This is a genomic window from Maribacter sp. UBA3344, from assembly GCF_002362375.1.
GTDB lineage: Bacteria > Bacteroidota > Bacteroidia > Flavobacteriales > Flavobacteriaceae > Maribacter > Maribacter dokdonensis.
Window position 1 is genome coordinate 1 of the sequence record NZ_DERI01000025.1, and the last position, 15,926, is coordinate 15,926.

Here is a 15,926-nt window from a genome sequence, read left to right on the forward strand (position 1 = left end):
AATGGTAGTTCTACAGTTTAGTAACTGCTTATGGTCAGCCTCAGCTCTTGTACAGGATATTTCTAGTTTCATATTAATGCTTTAGACGAGCAAAGGTATAGTCAATTACTTATTTAAGCAAATACTTAAATAATAAATTGAATTAGCGCTCTTATCCAAATACTCTTAATAAATAGTTACAAGAAAAATACTTATTGCTTATTCAATTTTCGCAGGTAACTAAGGGATTGTAAAAAATCCTGCAATTTTTGAATGTAATATGTACTATTCCAAAATTTAAAATTTCTTTCAGACAAGAACAACCAGTTTATCAACATCGCAAAGGCTGCATAAATTATCAATAACAATGTCATACCAATAGCTAACTTTTCCATATCCTAAATATTTAGAATTAAACATTATCTACAACAATCAAAAACTAACTATTCAAATACATTCAATTTTCTGGTTAAATTTTTTTTAAATCATCTCTTCTAATTTACGGCTGGCATAATCATATCCTAGAACAAATGCCTTATCAATACTTCTCTTATCTAAAATGCCTATTTTTTCCAATTCTTTTGGTACGAATTACAAATCTGGCACACAGAGTTTTTCCCTTGAATTTGCGTGCAACATCAATAAGTTTGTTCGTTGGGAAATTTGAACAGAAGTTTTTAGCTGTCCTTTACCAACCTCTTTCATTGACGACGTATAAGAACCTATAATAACATCACAATTATCTACTAAAGGTTCCACAGGAAAATTATTCATTATTCCGCCATCTGCATACATAGTGCCATCAATCGAAACAGGACTAAATACTGGCGGTAATGCTGCCGATGCTAAAAGTGGCTTAAACAACTCCCCTTTTTCAAAAAAAACTTGCTCCCCTTTTTGAAGGTTAGTTGTTACCACAGTCAACTTTTTTTCAAGACCTTCGAAATGATGTGCTGAGAAATAATCTTCAAAAAATGGCAGGTATTTATCAGTATCAAAAAGCCCTGGTTTGTTTATGGTCATAAAGTTGTACTTAAGCAAAGGGGTTTCTTTAAAAAATAACAACATATCTTCAGTAGAAACTCCATCTGCATATAAACCTCCTATCAATGCTCCTGCGCTGGCCCCAGAAATTATATCGGGATAAATATCTCTTTGCATCAATGCCTTTAGAACACCTATATGAGCAATACCTTTTACACCGCCACCAGATAGAACAATACCTATTATTTTATCGGAAAAACCTGAAATTTTCATTTTACTTCGTATTAAAAAAGAGGTCGTCTAAAAACTATTTAGGCGACCTTTTATTTTTTGGTTATTTTAGTTCAATTATAGATTTTCTCGGAAAATTAGGTAATTAGTTTTGGGTTAAAATGAGGCAAAGCGATTCTTACATCGCTAAACTCACTTTTTTAAGATTATGTGCCATTGCTATGAGTCCTATTTCTGTTTCCACTTTATCCAGACCTCTCAACATAAACCTTTTAAAGTTCATATTGTGTTTTATGTTACCAAATACTGCCTCTACATCCCAACATCTTTGTTTTCTGTGAGCAATTCCTTCTGGACTTAATAATTTTTGTTTCGCTTTTGCCCTGAGCCTTGCTAGTCTGTGGTTCCGCTCTACAATACGGTTGCCCTTTGATTGATGGCACAGGCTCCTAAGCTGGCAACCTGCACAGTTTTCAGCTTGATACCTATCTATTTTTTGTTCATATCCGGTAGCTGTTTTTCTTATATAGTTACCTATGTTCTGCATTGGTTGCCCCATTGGACAATAATAAGTATCTGTTCCTTCGTTATAAAAGAGCTTATCTGCTGCAAAGGGATTTTTAGTATTGCCACGTTTGTCATCCAACTGTTCCCTGTGGAAGTAACTGTATTTTACAAAAGCTTCAATATCATTATCTTCGAGGTAGCTGTAGTTTTCATCACTGCCATAGCCCGCATCGGCTGTCAGTGTTTCAGGTGGTTTGCCATAACCGGATATAAAATCTTCGGTATGCTCGATAAGTGTGGTAGTGTCTGCGGTGGTCTGTGCAAGGGTGTAGTTTGCTATAAACTGGTTGTTGGTGGCCGCCTGCAGGTTGTAACCGGGCTTGAGCTGCCCATTGAGCATGTGGTCTTCTTTCATCCTCATAAAAGTAGCGTCGGGATCTGTCTTGCTCATGGAGTTGCGTCCGCCCATCTGCTCTTCGTAGGTATTGTATCTGGCAATATTCCCTGGCCAGTTCTTCTTGGCATAATGGCATAATTAAGTTTTTGCTGTACTTTTTTATCAATATCCTTTCCTTGAAGTGCTTGGTTGATCTTATCGATAGTTTGTGATACTTCGTTAGGGTCTATGGCCTTAAAGCTATCGGGCTCATTGGGTTTCTGTTCTTCTTCCGCATATACGGTCTCTAGATATTGCCATAAATCCCTGAGCTGGTTTTCAATACGCGTGCGTGAGGTCTTGATGCTCTTTCCCCACACAAAAGTATAGCGATTGGCATTGGCCTCGATCTTGGTGCCATCAACAAAGATCTCTTTCAGACTTAAGTAGCCCTGTTCTGCTAGCAGAATGACAACTTGGTTAAAGATCTTTTTGAACGTTCCCCTGAGTTTTGCTGAACGAAAATTACTGATGGTATTATGGTCGGGCCGGATACAGCCACTGATCCACATAAAATGAACGTTCTCACCCAGGGCCTGTTCGATCTTCCGGGATGAATATAAGTTGCGAAGGTAGGCGTAGACTAAAATTTTGAGCAGATCCCTGGGATGGTAGCTCGAGGTCCCACCGCCTTTATAGGTCTTTTCTATGCAGGCAATATCTATCTGATCCAAAATGCTGTTAACGATACGAACGGGATGATGCTCTGGAACAAAATCATCATAACTGGGAGGGAGAAGACTCAATTGTGACTGGCTGTTGGTCTTCCATATAACGTTGCTTTTCATAACATTAAGATAAGAAAACCAATGCTCTTTCTAAAATAAAAAACATAAAAAAGAGGCTGCCTTTTTAGACAGCCTCTTCTGTTTGATTAAATCTAATTACTAGAGAACTAAGAGTTAAGTCCAAAAGCGTAATAATATTTACCTGGCATATCTTCATAGATACCTTCTAACATCACTCCTCCTTCTTTATCCTCCAAGGCTTTCATTACATCTTCAACATCTTTTATTTTACGGCCATCGATATGTGTGATTATGAAGCCGTCGCGCATTTGGGTTTGTCGACGTAGTTTACCAGCATAAAGTTCTGTTACTTTTACGCCGCCATCAATATCCAGTTTTTTGGCTACCTCTTTATCGAGGTTTTCTAATTCCGCACCCAAGATATTCAGTACTTCATTATGCTCTTTTTTCTTAAGTTTAGTACTCCCTTTTTTATTTTCAAGCACTACGCTTATCTCTTTTTCTTTACCATCACGGATAATAGTTACATCTACTTTATCACCAGGTCTTTTTTCGGCTATCATTCCTTGTAGCATAGGTGATGTTAATACTTTCTTATCATCCACACTTAAAATGATGTCACCATCTTTAATACCGGCTTTATCTGCTGCACTACCTTCAGAGACTTTTTCTACATAGACACCTTGCTTTAGTTTTATATCTTTTTCTTTAGCCAAGTGCCCATCCATTGTGCGTATGGTTACTCCCAACATTCCGCGTTGTACAGCTCCATATTTTAGTAAATCTTCAACAACCTTACTAGCAATATTACTTGGTACTGCAAAGCCATAACCGCTGTAAGAACCTGTATTACTTGCAATAGCCGTATTGATACCTATTAAATCTCCGTTGAGATTAACCAAGGCTCCACCGCTGTTTCCTGGGTTGATGGCCGCATCGGTCTGGATAAAACTTTCTACTGCAAACTTATCTTTGTTGATATTGATATTTCTTGCCTTTGCACTCACGATACCAGCGGTAACCGTAGAGTTAAGACTAAACGGGTTACCAACTGCCAATACCCATTCTCCAACTTTTACATCATCAGAATTTACCATAGGTAAAACGGTTAAATCATTTGCCTTAATTTGCAGCAATGCCAAATCTGTAGCTGGGTCTGTACCGATGACTGTAGCTTTGTAAGTTCCGTTATTATGTAAAGTGACTTCTACCTCGTCCGCATTGTCTATGACGTGATTATTGGTTAGTATATACCCTTTTTCATTTATAACCACTCCAGAACCTGTTCCCATTACTGGCATTGTTTCTGGTTCTACACGCTGCGATTCATCATCTTCATTCGCTCCATCTTGTGGCTTTCTATAGTCATATTGTTTTTGATAGAAATTGCCAAATGGACCTTGTTTAAAAAACTCTTGAAACGGGTCTGGGATGCTTCTATATTGTTGCATTCCATTCATTCCATTAGGCATCATTTTCTTTGAACTTATATGTACTACTGCATCCAATACTTTATCTGTGGTTTTTGTGAAATCCAAAGGGGTTATTTCACCATTTGCATTAGCCGCATAAAGTACCTTTTGTCCGCTAGCAGCGGTAACGTGTTTGATTTCAACGGTGTTTTTTCCGAAATATTCATATCCTCCTATTACACCAACACTTATGATTAATGAAAATAGGGCTGAAATTAAAACTGTCTTTTTCATTTTTTTTGATGTTTTTAAATTTTTTAATATTTCAACTAGTTTAATAGTATTTATTCTTTGGGTTGTTGTTCATCGGGCTTTTGAAATTCCGATTGATACTTTTCTAAAAACTTCTTCTGTTTTGCTACCATTTGTTTTGTCATCCAATCAATATCCATAAAGTCTTTACCGAAATCACTTTTGAAAAAATTATCGTTAAAAAAATGTTTTCCAAAAAGCGAATCTTGTGCAAAGACATCGTCAAATCCCTCATTTTCAAAATGAGAAAAGTGATTGTGAAATTTTGACTTAAAGGATTTTAGTAAACTATCCTTATCAAAGGATGCTAAATCATTCCATTTCTCATCTGAAGACCAAGAATAAATACTATCGTATCTAATAAGGTTTCCATTCTCATCAAATTCTTTGTCTACCTTCCAAGAGCCTTTCGGTGCTTCAGCAATTTTCTCTTGTTTTTCTTTGGTATCGCCCTTCTTGGTCTCATTTTTTTGGCTATTGCAGCTTGCGCTCAATAAGCCTAGAATTAAAAGTAAAATAGCCTTTTTCATCGTTTTGTGTTTTTAATTATTTCTATGTCATCCTATATATTATGGGTGTATTTGTTATAAGTATTCTTTAAACAAACCATTTATCTGTTTCTATCTGTTTTATTAACCTATCTTGATGAAATACTTCTAGCCTTCGTTCGCCATTTTTATACCATACACATTCCAGATAAGTATCATTGTTTACAAAACCAAAAATTGGTTCTTTTTTTGAAATGTATTTTAGAACTTCCATTTTTGGTCTAGAATCGTTTCCTTTTATTTTCACCCAATCTCCTGGTTTAAATTTCTTAGCCATAATGATTGTTTTTATACTGTTTATTATCATTTTTTTTAGATTATGTGAGTAGTGAGACAATGTCACTACTCACATAATTTCAAGAAACCAAAACCAAATACTAGATGTTATGATATTTTCTCTTTAAATGTTTTTAACTTATATCTTAACTTCTTAATAAGTCCTTTTTCGTTGGTATTGGAATCATCCCTCATTTGTTTTTTTACTTCTTTAATTGCACTATACAACTCTTTATATTCTTTATCCTTTTTACCATAGCCAAGTGCTTCGGCAAAGTTGATTTCATACTCGGCATTTTCTAATAACAACTTTACATCTTCCTTTTTAAAATCATCCTTATTAACCAATGTCTCCACTTCTTCTAGCATACGTTCTGCACGAAGAATAGGCAATGGCAGAATCTTTTCTTCGGTCACAATGGTGTTCAACGTTGCATTGAGCAATACACCAGCTTCTTGATATTTTTCGTCTTTAGTAAGTACCAGTGCTGCTTTTAGTGCATTAGGATACGTGGCTATTGGCAATCTGTATTCTTTTATTTTAAGCTCACTTCTCAAGCCTTGCAAAAGCTCTCTAGCTACTTGTATTTTACCGTCTTCCAAAGCTTCTTCTGCAGCTTCGGATATCGTTTTGATAGCAGATATATTAGTAACCAAATCATTTGTTTCTACTGTAAAATCTATAGGTGCCAATGCTAATTTTGGGTTTAATGCGGTCAAAGCTTCTGCTTTACCTATGCCAAGCTCTATATAAGATTTGGCATCTGCAAAGCTACTGTCTGCAATCGCTTTACGTGCTTCTTTGGTTGCGTCTATGACCATTTCTGCATCTACTAATAAATCATCATTGGCTAACGTGATTATTTCGTTTATTTCTTTATCCACATTTTCTTTAAAATCTGCCTTTTCTAGATAATTTTTAACTGGTTTTATAACAGCCTCTTTCTCAATTTCAGAAGACTTGTCGTCAGTTTTTTTAGCAGTATCATTTGTGTTACAAGCAACAAGTAACACAGCTAACATACCTAGAAAGAAATATTTTAGTGTTTTCATTTTATGATGTTATTTAAAGGTTAAACTTGTTCTTAAAAACTCTTTAGTTTACAGTAATTGTTTTTTGTGCTTTTAGATTATCTTTTTTACCCACTTTAATATCTAATCGTCCATTCTTCATCTTTGCCTCTACTTTTTCAGGATCTGCATTTGTAGGTAGCTCAAATGCTCTGTAAAAGGAATGGCTCACAAACTCTGTTCTAATCCAATTTCTGTTCTTTTCTTCTTTTTGGGCATGAGATTGAGCTCGAATGGTTAAATAATTATCCTGTACTTCTATTTGAACATCTTCTTTACCCATACCTGGTAAGGCTATGGAGAGTTCAAACGCTTTATCTTCATCACTTATATTAACAGAAGGCACAATTACCATTTCTTCATTTCTATGATTAGGCAATAGTTTGCCTACAAACTGGTCTATAAATGGTGGAAATTTTATGGCTTTTCCTATTTCTTTTCCAAATACTTTCATTTTTCAAAAAAATTAAAGGATTCAACACTTTTGATAAAGAAAGGGGCTGGGTTTCCAGCCCCCAACTTCAATCAATCAAAAAAAACTAACCAACCAATTACGAAATCTTAATGGTTCTAGCAGGCTTTTGTTTAGCCTCCTCTTTCTTAGGCAAATGAATGCTAAGAATACCATCTTTGTAGCTCGCATCAATCTTATTTTCATCTACGCTCTCAGGTAACGAAAAGGTTCTTTTGAACGAAGAATAGCCATACTCTCTACGAGTAAAGTTTTCTTCTTTGTGCTCATTTTCTTCTTTCATCTCTGTAGAGATAGACAACACTTGATTGTCAAGGTCAATGTGAAAATCAGATTTCTTTAGACCAGGCACCGCCATATCCACCACGAAAGCATCAGATGTTTCCTTGATATTTACTTTTGGCAACGTAATACCAGTATTAAAATTTGAGGTAAATACTGATGGTAGGTCTCTGTTAAAGATATCATCTATCCAGTTTGACCAAGTTGGGAAGTTTGAAGCTGAATTAACATTTGCTAAACCTCCATTTTTAGGAACATTAACTAAAGTGCTCATAATAACAAAAATTTAAGTTAAACATTAAAACAATTTTGAAATCTTGATTGATTTCTAAATAGCGCTAAGCAAATGAAATGCCAAAATGAAAAGAAGCCTTTTCAATTGATTTGAATCAAGAACTTTCTGCCAAAATTTACATAATCTTGTCAAGGTGTCAGTTCGATAAACTTAAATAGCGTCATTATGTCACTGTTATATATATGTCATTATAGCGAAACATACCCTCATTATAGTTCCCTGATTAATAAGAAGATTTTGAAATATGAATTGGTACTTTTTTTGACATAAGACCATTACAATTAGAAACAAAATCATAAGAATAAACTGAAAATAAAGAATTATGAAAAACACATATCACATACAAATACAAGAGGCCTTTGTGGTTTTAAGAACCTTAAAAAAAGAGAATAAGCAAGATGCTTTTAAAGATAAGTTTATGGAGCTGTTGCCTGCTATAAAAAAATATATCCAAAACAGTATTGAAACAGCCTCAAAAAAAGAATTATTAAAACAACAAGGATATGGTGTAGATGACTTTGTGAACGACCTGTACATATATGTGTATGACCATATAGAGGAACTTGATAATCAAGATGAATTTCATATCTGGCTCTTCAAGGCAATTGACACTTTGATTCAAGATGCCTTAATTGATGAAGAGTTTGAGGATTTCTTCTTCAAAGACATAGATGATTATGCTAAACCAGAATGGGATGCTATGGAAGAAGAGTTCAGTACAGATGGTGATGGCGATTTAGTAATGCTTGATGAGTTAGATGACACCAGTTTAAGAAAAAACAATTATGAGTTAAAAGACATTTTTGTTGAAGACAATGAAAAGGAACTTACTGCAAAACTAGAAAAAGAATTGACTAAAGAGCGTATAAATACGCACACCAAAATGGTATTGAAAAAATTACCGATGGCAACGCAAAGTGTGTTTGACTTATATACGCTTAGAGGATTCGATGCCAAGGAAATTGCACATATAAAACGTATGCAAGTCAATACTATAGACAAATTGCTTCAAGAAGCTCAAAACACCTTAAAAACAAGCTTCAAGAGCCGTTTTTTAAATTGAAATTATAAATCACAACACCAAATGCATCCATTAATAGTTAAATAAATATATAAAAATGGAATATAAAGATTATTACAAAATACTTGGTGTTGACAAGAACGCAACACCAAAAGACATAAAAAAAGCCTATCGAAAACTGGCTGCTAAATATCACCCAGATAAAACCAAAGGTGATAAGGCTGCTGAAGAAAAATTTAAAGAAGTCAATGAGGCAAATGAGGTGCTTAGTAATGCAGAAAAAAGAGAAAAATATGACACCTTAGGAGCTAACTGGCAAGCTTACGACCAAGCTGACGGTGATTGGAGACAGTATGCACAACAGCAACCTAACGGACAAAACAGCTATTATTACGAAGGTGACCCATCAGAGTTCTTTGGCGGTGAAGGAGGGGAAGGCGGTTTTTCTAGCTTTTTTGAGCAGTTCTTTGGAGGCAGAGGAGCTGAAGGTGGTCGTCAACAACGTAGTTCAAGAGGTTTTGCAGGAGGCGATATAGAAGCCGAATTACCGATTACACTCTTAGAAGCTTACCAAGGTAGCAAACGCACCTTTGAACTTAATGGTCAAAAACTAAGAATAACGATTAAACCTGGGTCTTATGATGGTCTAAAACTAAAAATAAAAGGAAAAGGACATCCTGGAGCAAATGGCGGTTCTAAGGGCGATTTATATATAAGCCTTCTCATACAACCAGACCCAAGATTTGAACGCAAGGGCAACGATTTGTGGGTGTCCAAGACTATAGACCTATATACAGCCATTTTAGGTGGAAAAATAGAGATTCCAACACTTACAGGTTCTGTAAATATGTCTGTGCCAAAAGCTACAGATAATGGAAAAACCTTACGCCTAAAAGGAAAGGGAATGCCAATATATGGCGCAAAGTCTTTTGGGGATTTAATGGTAAAAATACAGGTTACCCTGCCCAAAAATTTAAGTGCTGAAGAAGAAGAATTATTCAAAAAACTGAAGGACATCCGTCAAAAACAAACGGTTTAGAAAATAATTAAAAGAGACGAAGACATTAATAAATTTAAAACTTAATACCATGGAAACAACAAATTTAAAAAACACTTTTTTATTAGGGGCATCATTGAATATTCTTCATCAAGAAAGCAGAGAATGGATGGATGCAGTTGAATTTTGGAAGGACGAAACAAGATTTTTTGAAAACCTTCTTCACAAAAAGAAACCTTTGGATGAAGACAAAGCGTTGCATGCACAGCTTATCCTTAGCCTAAAAAATGTAAGTCTTGACCTACTAGATGAGCTAGAGGATGATGTAAAAGACCATGAAAAACTGCTTGCACGCTTAATGAAAGAAGAGAAGGGTATATCTGACTGGGAGTATCGGGAAAGCCATAGTAAATTAAAGAAAAGGATTAACAAGGTACAACAAGACTTTAATTCCTTTAAAAAATTAGTTTTTACGTATGTAAAAAGCTTATAGAACAATAGCTTCCTTTCCTTTCTTTTGAAGAAAGGAAAGGAAGTCTTTAAGAAAATCAATTTTAAGAACAGTTTGTCAGATGGAAGAAACATTAATAGATATCCTTAAAGAGGTGAATAAGTTAGGCTATTCAAAAGATTTTAATAGAAGCCCTTGGAAGGAGAAGTTAAAGTTGAATACGGCAGATTTTACTATAGATCAAATGTATAGATTTGACGGAATGACGGATCCAGAAGACGAAGCCATTCTTTTTACAATTTCATCTGTAAATTTAAACCTAAAAGGCTATTTATTAAATGGTTACGGAATATATTCCGAAGAATGGATAAACAATGTAGTTACTAAACTAAAAACTCAAAAGAAAGAAGCGTAGGAACAACTTCGATGGTTAAAATTAATTAAAAAAAAGCCAAAAATGAAAGGAAGTTTTAAAAATATAATAGATAGTAATAAACCTGTGTTGGTCGATTTTCACGCAGAATGGTGTGGACCATGTAAAGCACAAGGCCCTATAATTAGTGAATTAGCAAAAGAAGTAGGTGATAAAGCACGTATTATAAAAATTGATATTGATAAGAACCCGCAAATTGCACAACAGTATCAAATACGCAGTGTGCCAACAATCGCATTGTTTAAAAATGGAAGTTTACTATGGAAACAAGCAGGCGTACAAAGTAAACAACAATTACAAAACATTATAAATCAGCACAGTTAAAACTAACAAGATATGGAAATTATAGTTTTTCAAAGACAGTATTCAAATAGCGATGCTTTACAGGATTTTTTAAATAGATATTATCAAAAAAGTATGAATCATCTCGCAAGTGATTTATTAGTTAAAGGCGTACATCCTGAAGACATAAAGCAAGCTGTAAAAAAAGCAATATTGGCTACCGAAAATTCAGGTTTCGATGCTAAAAAGCATTTTCAACCGATTATTTCAGTAACAAACGGCACCTCATTTTTAGATTGTCGCTTATCCAACTTAGGGTATTCTTTGGTATTACTTAATGTTGAGCCTAAAAGTGAGTATATTGCAAAGCTTCAAGTAGAAATAGCTACTCAAGTATTAAACGTTTCATTAAAATGACTAAAAAACTCACCCATAAAAACATCCCTGTATTGGCATTAATTGCCATTGTGCTGGCCTTGGGTTATTTGGTGTTACGTATCATCTTTAATGATACCACACCTACAATTACCTTTGAGCTTTTTGCGGCTATTCTGGGTTTTACGTTAACTACTTTGGTTACCTTTCTCCTGTTGAATAAACAAACTGATGCCGAACTTCGCAAAGAAGAAAGCATACAGTTTTTAAATTTAAAAATGAGCGTCTATCAAGAATTGTTAAAACAATTGCACGACGTCATTTCAAAAAGAAAAATAAAAAAAGAAGATATTACCGAGCTGAGGTTATTAAACCAACAAATATCATTCGTGGCTAGTGCCGAAGTATTACAAGCTTTTAATAGTTTTGTTAAATTTTTTGCAATGCAGACCAAAAAAGAAAATTTAGACGATAAAATTATTGATGACCTATTAGATGAAATGTCAAAATTAACTGTTTTTATACGTAGAGATTTGTTTCAAACTGATAAAAAAGAGCTCAATTCAAAAGAAATTGAACATTTAATTTTAAGTAGTAATGATCTTTTAGACATAAATGATTAATCAAAATGAAAAACCTATATACCAATCAATACCTTATAGTCACGCTAGCATCAATATTAGGGCTACTATTTGGACATTACATTTTGAGAATACTTTTTAAAAAATTAAGAGATACCTCAAAACGTAAACATTTAAAATACAGTACTGTATTATTTAATTCATTATCCAGAATATCTTTTATCGTCGGAGGTATTATTTTTTTAAACCTCACATCATTTTTACCATTTGAAGTCAGTTACGGGGAGTGGTACGGTAAATTAAAAATTAGCTTAAATGTGCTAGCCATAACCTTTGTGCTTGGAGAAATATTGGTTTTTCTTTATGACAGCTATACCAAATCAAAATCAGGCAAAGCGACGTCGCTATATCATATTATCATCCGTATTTTAACCTATATAGGCGGTATCATTGTTTTTTCAAATTTAATAGGTCTAGAATTAGCTCCTATTTTAACAGCATTAGGAGTAGGAGGTTTGGCGGTTGCTTTGGCACTACAAGACACCCTAACTAACCTCTTTGCTGGACTTCACATTCTAGCTGCAAGACAATTAAAACCTGGAGATTATATTAAACTAGAATCGGGGGATGAAGGTTACGTCATAGATATCAACTGGCGTAACACAGAGGTAAGAACCCTTTTAGAAAATGTGATTATTGTACCCAATTCAAAGATATCTAGTTCTATAAGCACCAATTATTTTACATTGCAAAAAAATATGTTCTTTCAAGTTATTGTAGGCGTGCATTATGATAGTGATTTGGAACAAGTGGAGCAGATAACCTTGGAGACTGCCAAAGACATAATGAAGGAATATGCTGCCAACTTAAAAACTTTTGAGCCCAAAGTGCGCTTTTTTGAATTTGGCGATAGCAGTATTAATATGAAAGTGTGGTTGGCCACCGATTTATATGAAAACCAGTTTCAAATGCGCCACGAGTTTGTAAAAAGACTACATAAGCAATTTAATAAAGAAAGCATTGTTATTCCTTTCCCAATTCGCACGCTACACTTACCTGATGGTTTAAAAATAGAAAGTCAAAATAATGTGCAATCTTAACACCATTTAATATGAAAACCGATAAGACTAAACTAACCTTGTTGTTAGTGTTTCTCAGCTTTTTTGTTTCTAAGGCTCAAAACCCATTTGAAGTTATAGAAGAACCCTTACCATAAAGTAAAATGGCCAGCAGTTTCACCATTAACATTATAGGGTATAACGAAGATTTTGTAATGGCCGAATGGCAAAAATATATTACCGCCTTTGGCGGTGTAACCTATCTAAAAGCCATTAACAAAGGAGTTATAGATATGGAGTCTAAAGATGTTGTCTTTCCCCTTTTAAATAATGAAAAAGTGACCTTGCACACCCGATTTTCACCAAATCACACCCTTACAGGTGTGCTACTTACCGTATGGATAGAAAAAAAAGATGGTAATTTCTTTGCCTCAAATACCAACAAAAAAGAAGCCAAACGTATAAAAGACTGGCTTTTTGAGTTTCAAAATAAGATAAGAGTATTAAATAAACGTATTATATATAAGGAGTAAAGTCATTTCTTGAATTAATGGATTTTCTTTTTGAAAAGTGCTTGGGTTTTTCCAAGCACTTTTTTTGTGGAATTTAGACATTTTAACAATTCTACTTGATTCAAATCAAGGACTTTAAGTCCTCTATATTTTACTTTCGAGGTATTAATCTTTAAAACTTAAAATCATGTCACTTATTAGAACAAATTTTCCGGCATTATCATTATTTAACGATTTTCTTAATAGCGAAGGGTATCGTACTGCAGCCTCAGAGCAAAATTGGGTACCCGCGGTAAATGTGATTGAAAACGACAAAAACTACGAGATTGAAGTCGCTGCACCTGGTCTAAAAAAGGACCAATTCAATATTACCGTAGAAAATGGTCTTTTGACCGTCTCTGGCAATACCACTTCAGAAGAAGAGACCAAAGAAAAGAACTATACACGCAAAGAGTTTACTACAAAATCGTTTTCACGCTCTTTCACGCTTCCAGAAAATATAGATGAAGAAAGCATAAAGGCAAAGTATGAAGATGGTATTATGTATTTGACCCTGGCAAAAAAAGAAAAAGAAGCCTCTAAGAAAAAGCAGATCAATATTCAATAATTGTATTTCCAGCTTATTCTATCAACAATGCATAATTAAAACATATGACGATGGATAATAGCACAGGATACAATGATAGTTTTAAAGAAGAGACCCCAATCTGGGAGAAAATGTATATGCGCGCCGAAGATTGGCAACAAGACTTGGCATTCTTTAAGGAAGAATTTGGGTTTCTTCACAATCTGATCGGTGGTTACATAGTTTGGGTCGGCAACGAGGATGATATGCCTCAAATTCAAACCGTTGTGAAACGCCTAAATAAGTTACAGGATGTGCAAGGTGATTTGAATCAAAAATTAACGAGACAAATGGTCACTTTAGAAGAATTGCTCAACAAATCTTACAAAGGATCCCAATGGCAAGTTAAAGAAGAGAACGCTGAACTGAGCAAGCTACTTAAAGACTTTACAAAAGACATTAGGGCCTTAAAGAAGGACATTCACACAGTAACTAAAATAGTTACCGATAGTAAAAAATTTAAACAATTAAAAAAATCATAAGAAGATGGATTTATTTAAATGGACCAAAAATATCAAACCAAAATTCCCCAACATCGTAGAGAATTTCTTTGGCAAGAAAATAGATGATGAGGTCAAAGACGTTGAAGCTGTGGCTACCGTGCCGTCAGTGAACATCGAAGATAAGAAAAAGGCTTTCGAGGTTTCTTTAGCATTGCCCGGAGTAGACAAAAAAGACGTGAATATTGAAATAGTAGATGATAAGCTCGTCATTTCTTCAGAAAAACAGTACGAAAAAGAAGAAAGTCAGGGTAACTGGATGCGTAAAGAATTTGGCTACGCCTCTTTTCAAAGAGTTTTTCAATTGCCTGAAAACAGTAATCCAGACGAGATAAAGGCCTCAATGAACAACGGGCTTTTAAAAATTACCGTGGGCAAACATAAGGAAGGGAATCCTACAAAAAAGAAAATTGAATTAAAGTAACAATTAATCAATAACACTTAAAAACACAAAAATGAAAACGATTTACACAAAAAGTATCTATGTATTATTTGCATTGGTAACCTTAACCGCTTGTGCTCAGGAAAAGTCAAAAACGGATGATAAGGAAAAGCAGGGAACGGAAATGACAAACAGTGAAGACGTACGTATGGAAAAACCCGACAGTCCGGAAATGACCAAAGAAGAACTGGCAAACGAGGTACAAAGTAAGGCGGTAGAAGCAGTGGATGAAGCTTCTGAAGCCATTATAGATGAGGCGGTCATAGCTATTGAGCAAACATCTGCCGCCATTAAAGCAATCAATGATAAAGACAAGAAGAAAGCGATGGAAGCGATGGAAAAAGTAACGGGCAAGTTAGAATTGCTGGTTGCCAGAAATCCGAACGTAGCATTCTTACCTGTAGAGGTAACTACCACAACAAGCGATTTAATTACCGATTTGAAAACTATCAAAAGATTGAAAAAAGTAGCAGAAGAAGCCATAGAAGATGACTATTTACAGGTTGCACGAGAAGCTATAGCCGATCTGGAGAGCCAGGTCGAAATCACAACAATGTCAGTACCATTGGCCACCTACCCTACCGCAATGAAAGCGGCAGCAATTTTATTGGATGCCGATAAGATGGACGAGGCAAAAGTGGCGCTTTACACCGCATTGAACACCTTGGTCATAGAAACAGAAGTTATTCCGTTACCCATTCTTAGGGCCGAAGTAATGATTGCTGCGGCAATGACAGAAGATGCCAAAGATGAAGACAAGAAAAAAGAAGTACTGAACCTACTCGACAACGCAGAATATCAATTAATAATGGCAGAAGAATTAGGTTATGGTAAAAGAGATAAAGAATATAAGGAGCTAAATAAGTCTATCAAAGAGATCAAAAAATCTGTTAAAGAAGATGGAGATTCGCAGGGTCTTTTTAGCAAGCTGAAGAATAAACTAAAAAACTTTAAAAACCGTACCTCAAGTAAAAGCAGCAACAAATAAATCTAGGTTGTTTTTTAGTTCTTAGAAGAGTTCAAAGGGTACGCAATATTATATTGGTGCACCCTTTATCTATTTCTAACCGAAAAGGGAATTCCCCCTTATCCAAT

General features: G+C 34.8%; 20 protein-coding genes and 1 pseudogene. 13 read left to right on the top strand and 8 right to left on the bottom strand.

Features of this window, described 5'->3' with window-relative positions:
* Nucleotides 1–570: 570 nt before the first annotated feature.
* The 8 genes and pseudogenes from B2Z27_RS15390 to B2Z27_RS15425 form a co-directional block, all read right to left on the bottom strand.
* Nucleotides 571–1,236 (bottom strand): patatin-like phospholipase family protein, encoded by a 666-nt coding sequence (locus B2Z27_RS15390; protein ID WP_286814304.1) that lies wholly within the window; start codon nucleotides 1,234–1,236, stop codon nucleotides 571–573.
* Between the two features lie 136 nt (nucleotides 1,237–1,372).
* A pseudogene (locus tag B2Z27_RS15395) lies at nucleotides 1,373–2,925 on the bottom strand (IS1182 family transposase).
* 107 nt (nucleotides 2,926–3,032) lie between these two features.
* The gene (locus B2Z27_RS15400; RefSeq protein WP_286814305.1) at nucleotides 3,033–4,592 is read right to left on the bottom strand and encodes a Do family serine endopeptidase; all 1,560 of its coding nucleotides are present in this window, start codon (nucleotides 4,590–4,592) and stop codon (nucleotides 3,033–3,035) included.
* A 50-nt stretch (nucleotides 4,593–4,642) separates the two neighbouring features.
* Nucleotides 4,643–5,140 carry a hypothetical protein gene (locus B2Z27_RS15405; protein ID WP_286814306.1) on the bottom strand — a complete coding sequence of 166 codons (498 nt, stop codon included), beginning with the start codon at nucleotides 5,138–5,140 and terminating at the stop codon, nucleotides 4,643–4,645.
* Between the two features lie 67 nt (nucleotides 5,141–5,207).
* A complete protein-coding gene (locus B2Z27_RS15410) occupies nucleotides 5,208–5,435 on the bottom strand; it encodes a hypothetical protein (RefSeq protein WP_286814307.1) in 228 nt (75 codons plus the stop codon).
* Nucleotides 5,436–5,542: 107 nt separating this feature from the next.
* On the bottom strand, nucleotides 5,543–6,487 hold the full coding sequence (locus B2Z27_RS15415; RefSeq protein ID WP_286814308.1) for a YfdX family protein: 945 nt from the start codon (nucleotides 6,485–6,487) through the stop codon (nucleotides 5,543–5,545).
* A 43-nt stretch (nucleotides 6,488–6,530) separates the two neighbouring features.
* A complete protein-coding gene (locus B2Z27_RS15420) occupies nucleotides 6,531–6,959 on the bottom strand; it encodes an Hsp20/alpha crystallin family protein (protein ID WP_286814309.1) in 429 nt (142 codons plus the stop codon).
* A 97-nt stretch (nucleotides 6,960–7,056) separates the two neighbouring features.
* A complete protein-coding gene (locus B2Z27_RS15425; protein ID WP_286814310.1) occupies nucleotides 7,057–7,533 on the bottom strand; it encodes an Hsp20/alpha crystallin family protein in 477 nt (158 codons plus the stop codon).
* A gap of 343 nt (nucleotides 7,534–7,876) precedes the next feature.
* Here B2Z27_RS15425 and B2Z27_RS15430 point away from each other — a divergent pair, with 343 nt between their 5' ends.
* The 13 genes from B2Z27_RS15430 to B2Z27_RS15490 all read left to right on the top strand — a co-directional run bounded on the left by B2Z27_RS15430 (nucleotide 7,877) and on the right by B2Z27_RS15490 (nucleotide 15,819).
* Complete coding sequence (locus tag B2Z27_RS15430; RefSeq protein ID WP_286814311.1) at nucleotides 7,877–8,617, top strand: sigma-70 family RNA polymerase sigma factor; 741 nt, start codon at nucleotides 7,877–7,879, stop codon at nucleotides 8,615–8,617.
* Nucleotides 8,618–8,672: 55 nt separating this feature from the next.
* Nucleotides 8,673–9,614 carry a J domain-containing protein gene (locus B2Z27_RS15435; RefSeq protein WP_286814312.1) on the top strand — a complete coding sequence of 314 codons (942 nt, stop codon included), beginning with the start codon at nucleotides 8,673–8,675 and terminating at the stop codon, nucleotides 9,612–9,614.
* Nucleotides 9,615–9,663: 49 nt separating this feature from the next.
* Nucleotides 9,664–10,065 (top strand): hypothetical protein, encoded by a 402-nt coding sequence (locus tag B2Z27_RS15440; RefSeq protein WP_286814313.1) that lies wholly within the window; start codon nucleotides 9,664–9,666, stop codon nucleotides 10,063–10,065.
* A 79-nt stretch (nucleotides 10,066–10,144) separates the two neighbouring features.
* Nucleotides 10,145–10,438 (top strand): phosphoribosylpyrophosphate synthetase, encoded by a 294-nt coding sequence (locus tag B2Z27_RS15445; protein ID WP_286814314.1) that lies wholly within the window; start codon nucleotides 10,145–10,147, stop codon nucleotides 10,436–10,438.
* A 42-nt stretch (nucleotides 10,439–10,480) separates the two neighbouring features.
* Nucleotides 10,481–10,780: a thioredoxin gene (gene trxA / locus B2Z27_RS15450; RefSeq protein ID WP_286814315.1), complete on the top strand. Its 300-nt coding sequence runs from the start codon at nucleotides 10,481–10,483 to the stop codon at nucleotides 10,778–10,780.
* Between the two features lie 12 nt (nucleotides 10,781–10,792).
* Entirely contained in the window at nucleotides 10,793–11,155 is a 363-nt protein-coding gene (locus tag B2Z27_RS15455) for a hypothetical protein (RefSeq protein ID WP_286814316.1), read from the top strand.
* On the top strand, nucleotides 11,152–11,736 hold the full coding sequence (locus B2Z27_RS15460) for a hypothetical protein (protein ID WP_286814317.1): 585 nt from the start codon (nucleotides 11,152–11,154) through the stop codon (nucleotides 11,734–11,736). Before B2Z27_RS15455 ends, B2Z27_RS15460 begins: the two co-directional genes overlap by 4 nt.
* A 5-nt stretch (nucleotides 11,737–11,741) precedes the next feature.
* Complete coding sequence (locus tag B2Z27_RS15465) at nucleotides 11,742–12,794, top strand: mechanosensitive ion channel family protein (RefSeq protein WP_286814318.1); 1,053 nt, start codon at nucleotides 11,742–11,744, stop codon at nucleotides 12,792–12,794.
* Nucleotides 12,795–12,916: 122 nt separating this feature from the next.
* On the top strand, nucleotides 12,917–13,285 hold the full coding sequence (locus tag B2Z27_RS15470) for a hypothetical protein (RefSeq protein WP_286814319.1): 369 nt from the start codon (nucleotides 12,917–12,919) through the stop codon (nucleotides 13,283–13,285).
* A gap of 166 nt (nucleotides 13,286–13,451) precedes the next feature.
* Nucleotides 13,452–13,871, top strand: a complete 420-nt coding sequence (locus tag B2Z27_RS15475; protein WP_286814320.1) for an Hsp20/alpha crystallin family protein — start codon at nucleotides 13,452–13,454, stop codon at nucleotides 13,869–13,871.
* A 50-nt stretch (nucleotides 13,872–13,921) separates the two neighbouring features.
* The gene (locus B2Z27_RS15480; RefSeq protein WP_286814321.1) at nucleotides 13,922–14,371 is read left to right on the top strand and encodes a hypothetical protein; all 450 of its coding nucleotides are present in this window, start codon (nucleotides 13,922–13,924) and stop codon (nucleotides 14,369–14,371) included.
* Nucleotides 14,372–14,375: 4 nt separating this feature from the next.
* Nucleotides 14,376–14,813 carry an Hsp20/alpha crystallin family protein gene (locus tag B2Z27_RS15485; RefSeq protein WP_286814322.1) on the top strand — a complete coding sequence of 146 codons (438 nt, stop codon included), beginning with the start codon at nucleotides 14,376–14,378 and terminating at the stop codon, nucleotides 14,811–14,813.
* A gap of 31 nt (nucleotides 14,814–14,844) precedes the next feature.
* Nucleotides 14,845–15,819: a YfdX family protein gene (locus tag B2Z27_RS15490; RefSeq protein WP_286814323.1), complete on the top strand. Its 975-nt coding sequence runs from the start codon at nucleotides 14,845–14,847 to the stop codon at nucleotides 15,817–15,819.
* The last annotated feature ends 107 nt before the right edge of the window (nucleotides 15,820–15,926 follow it).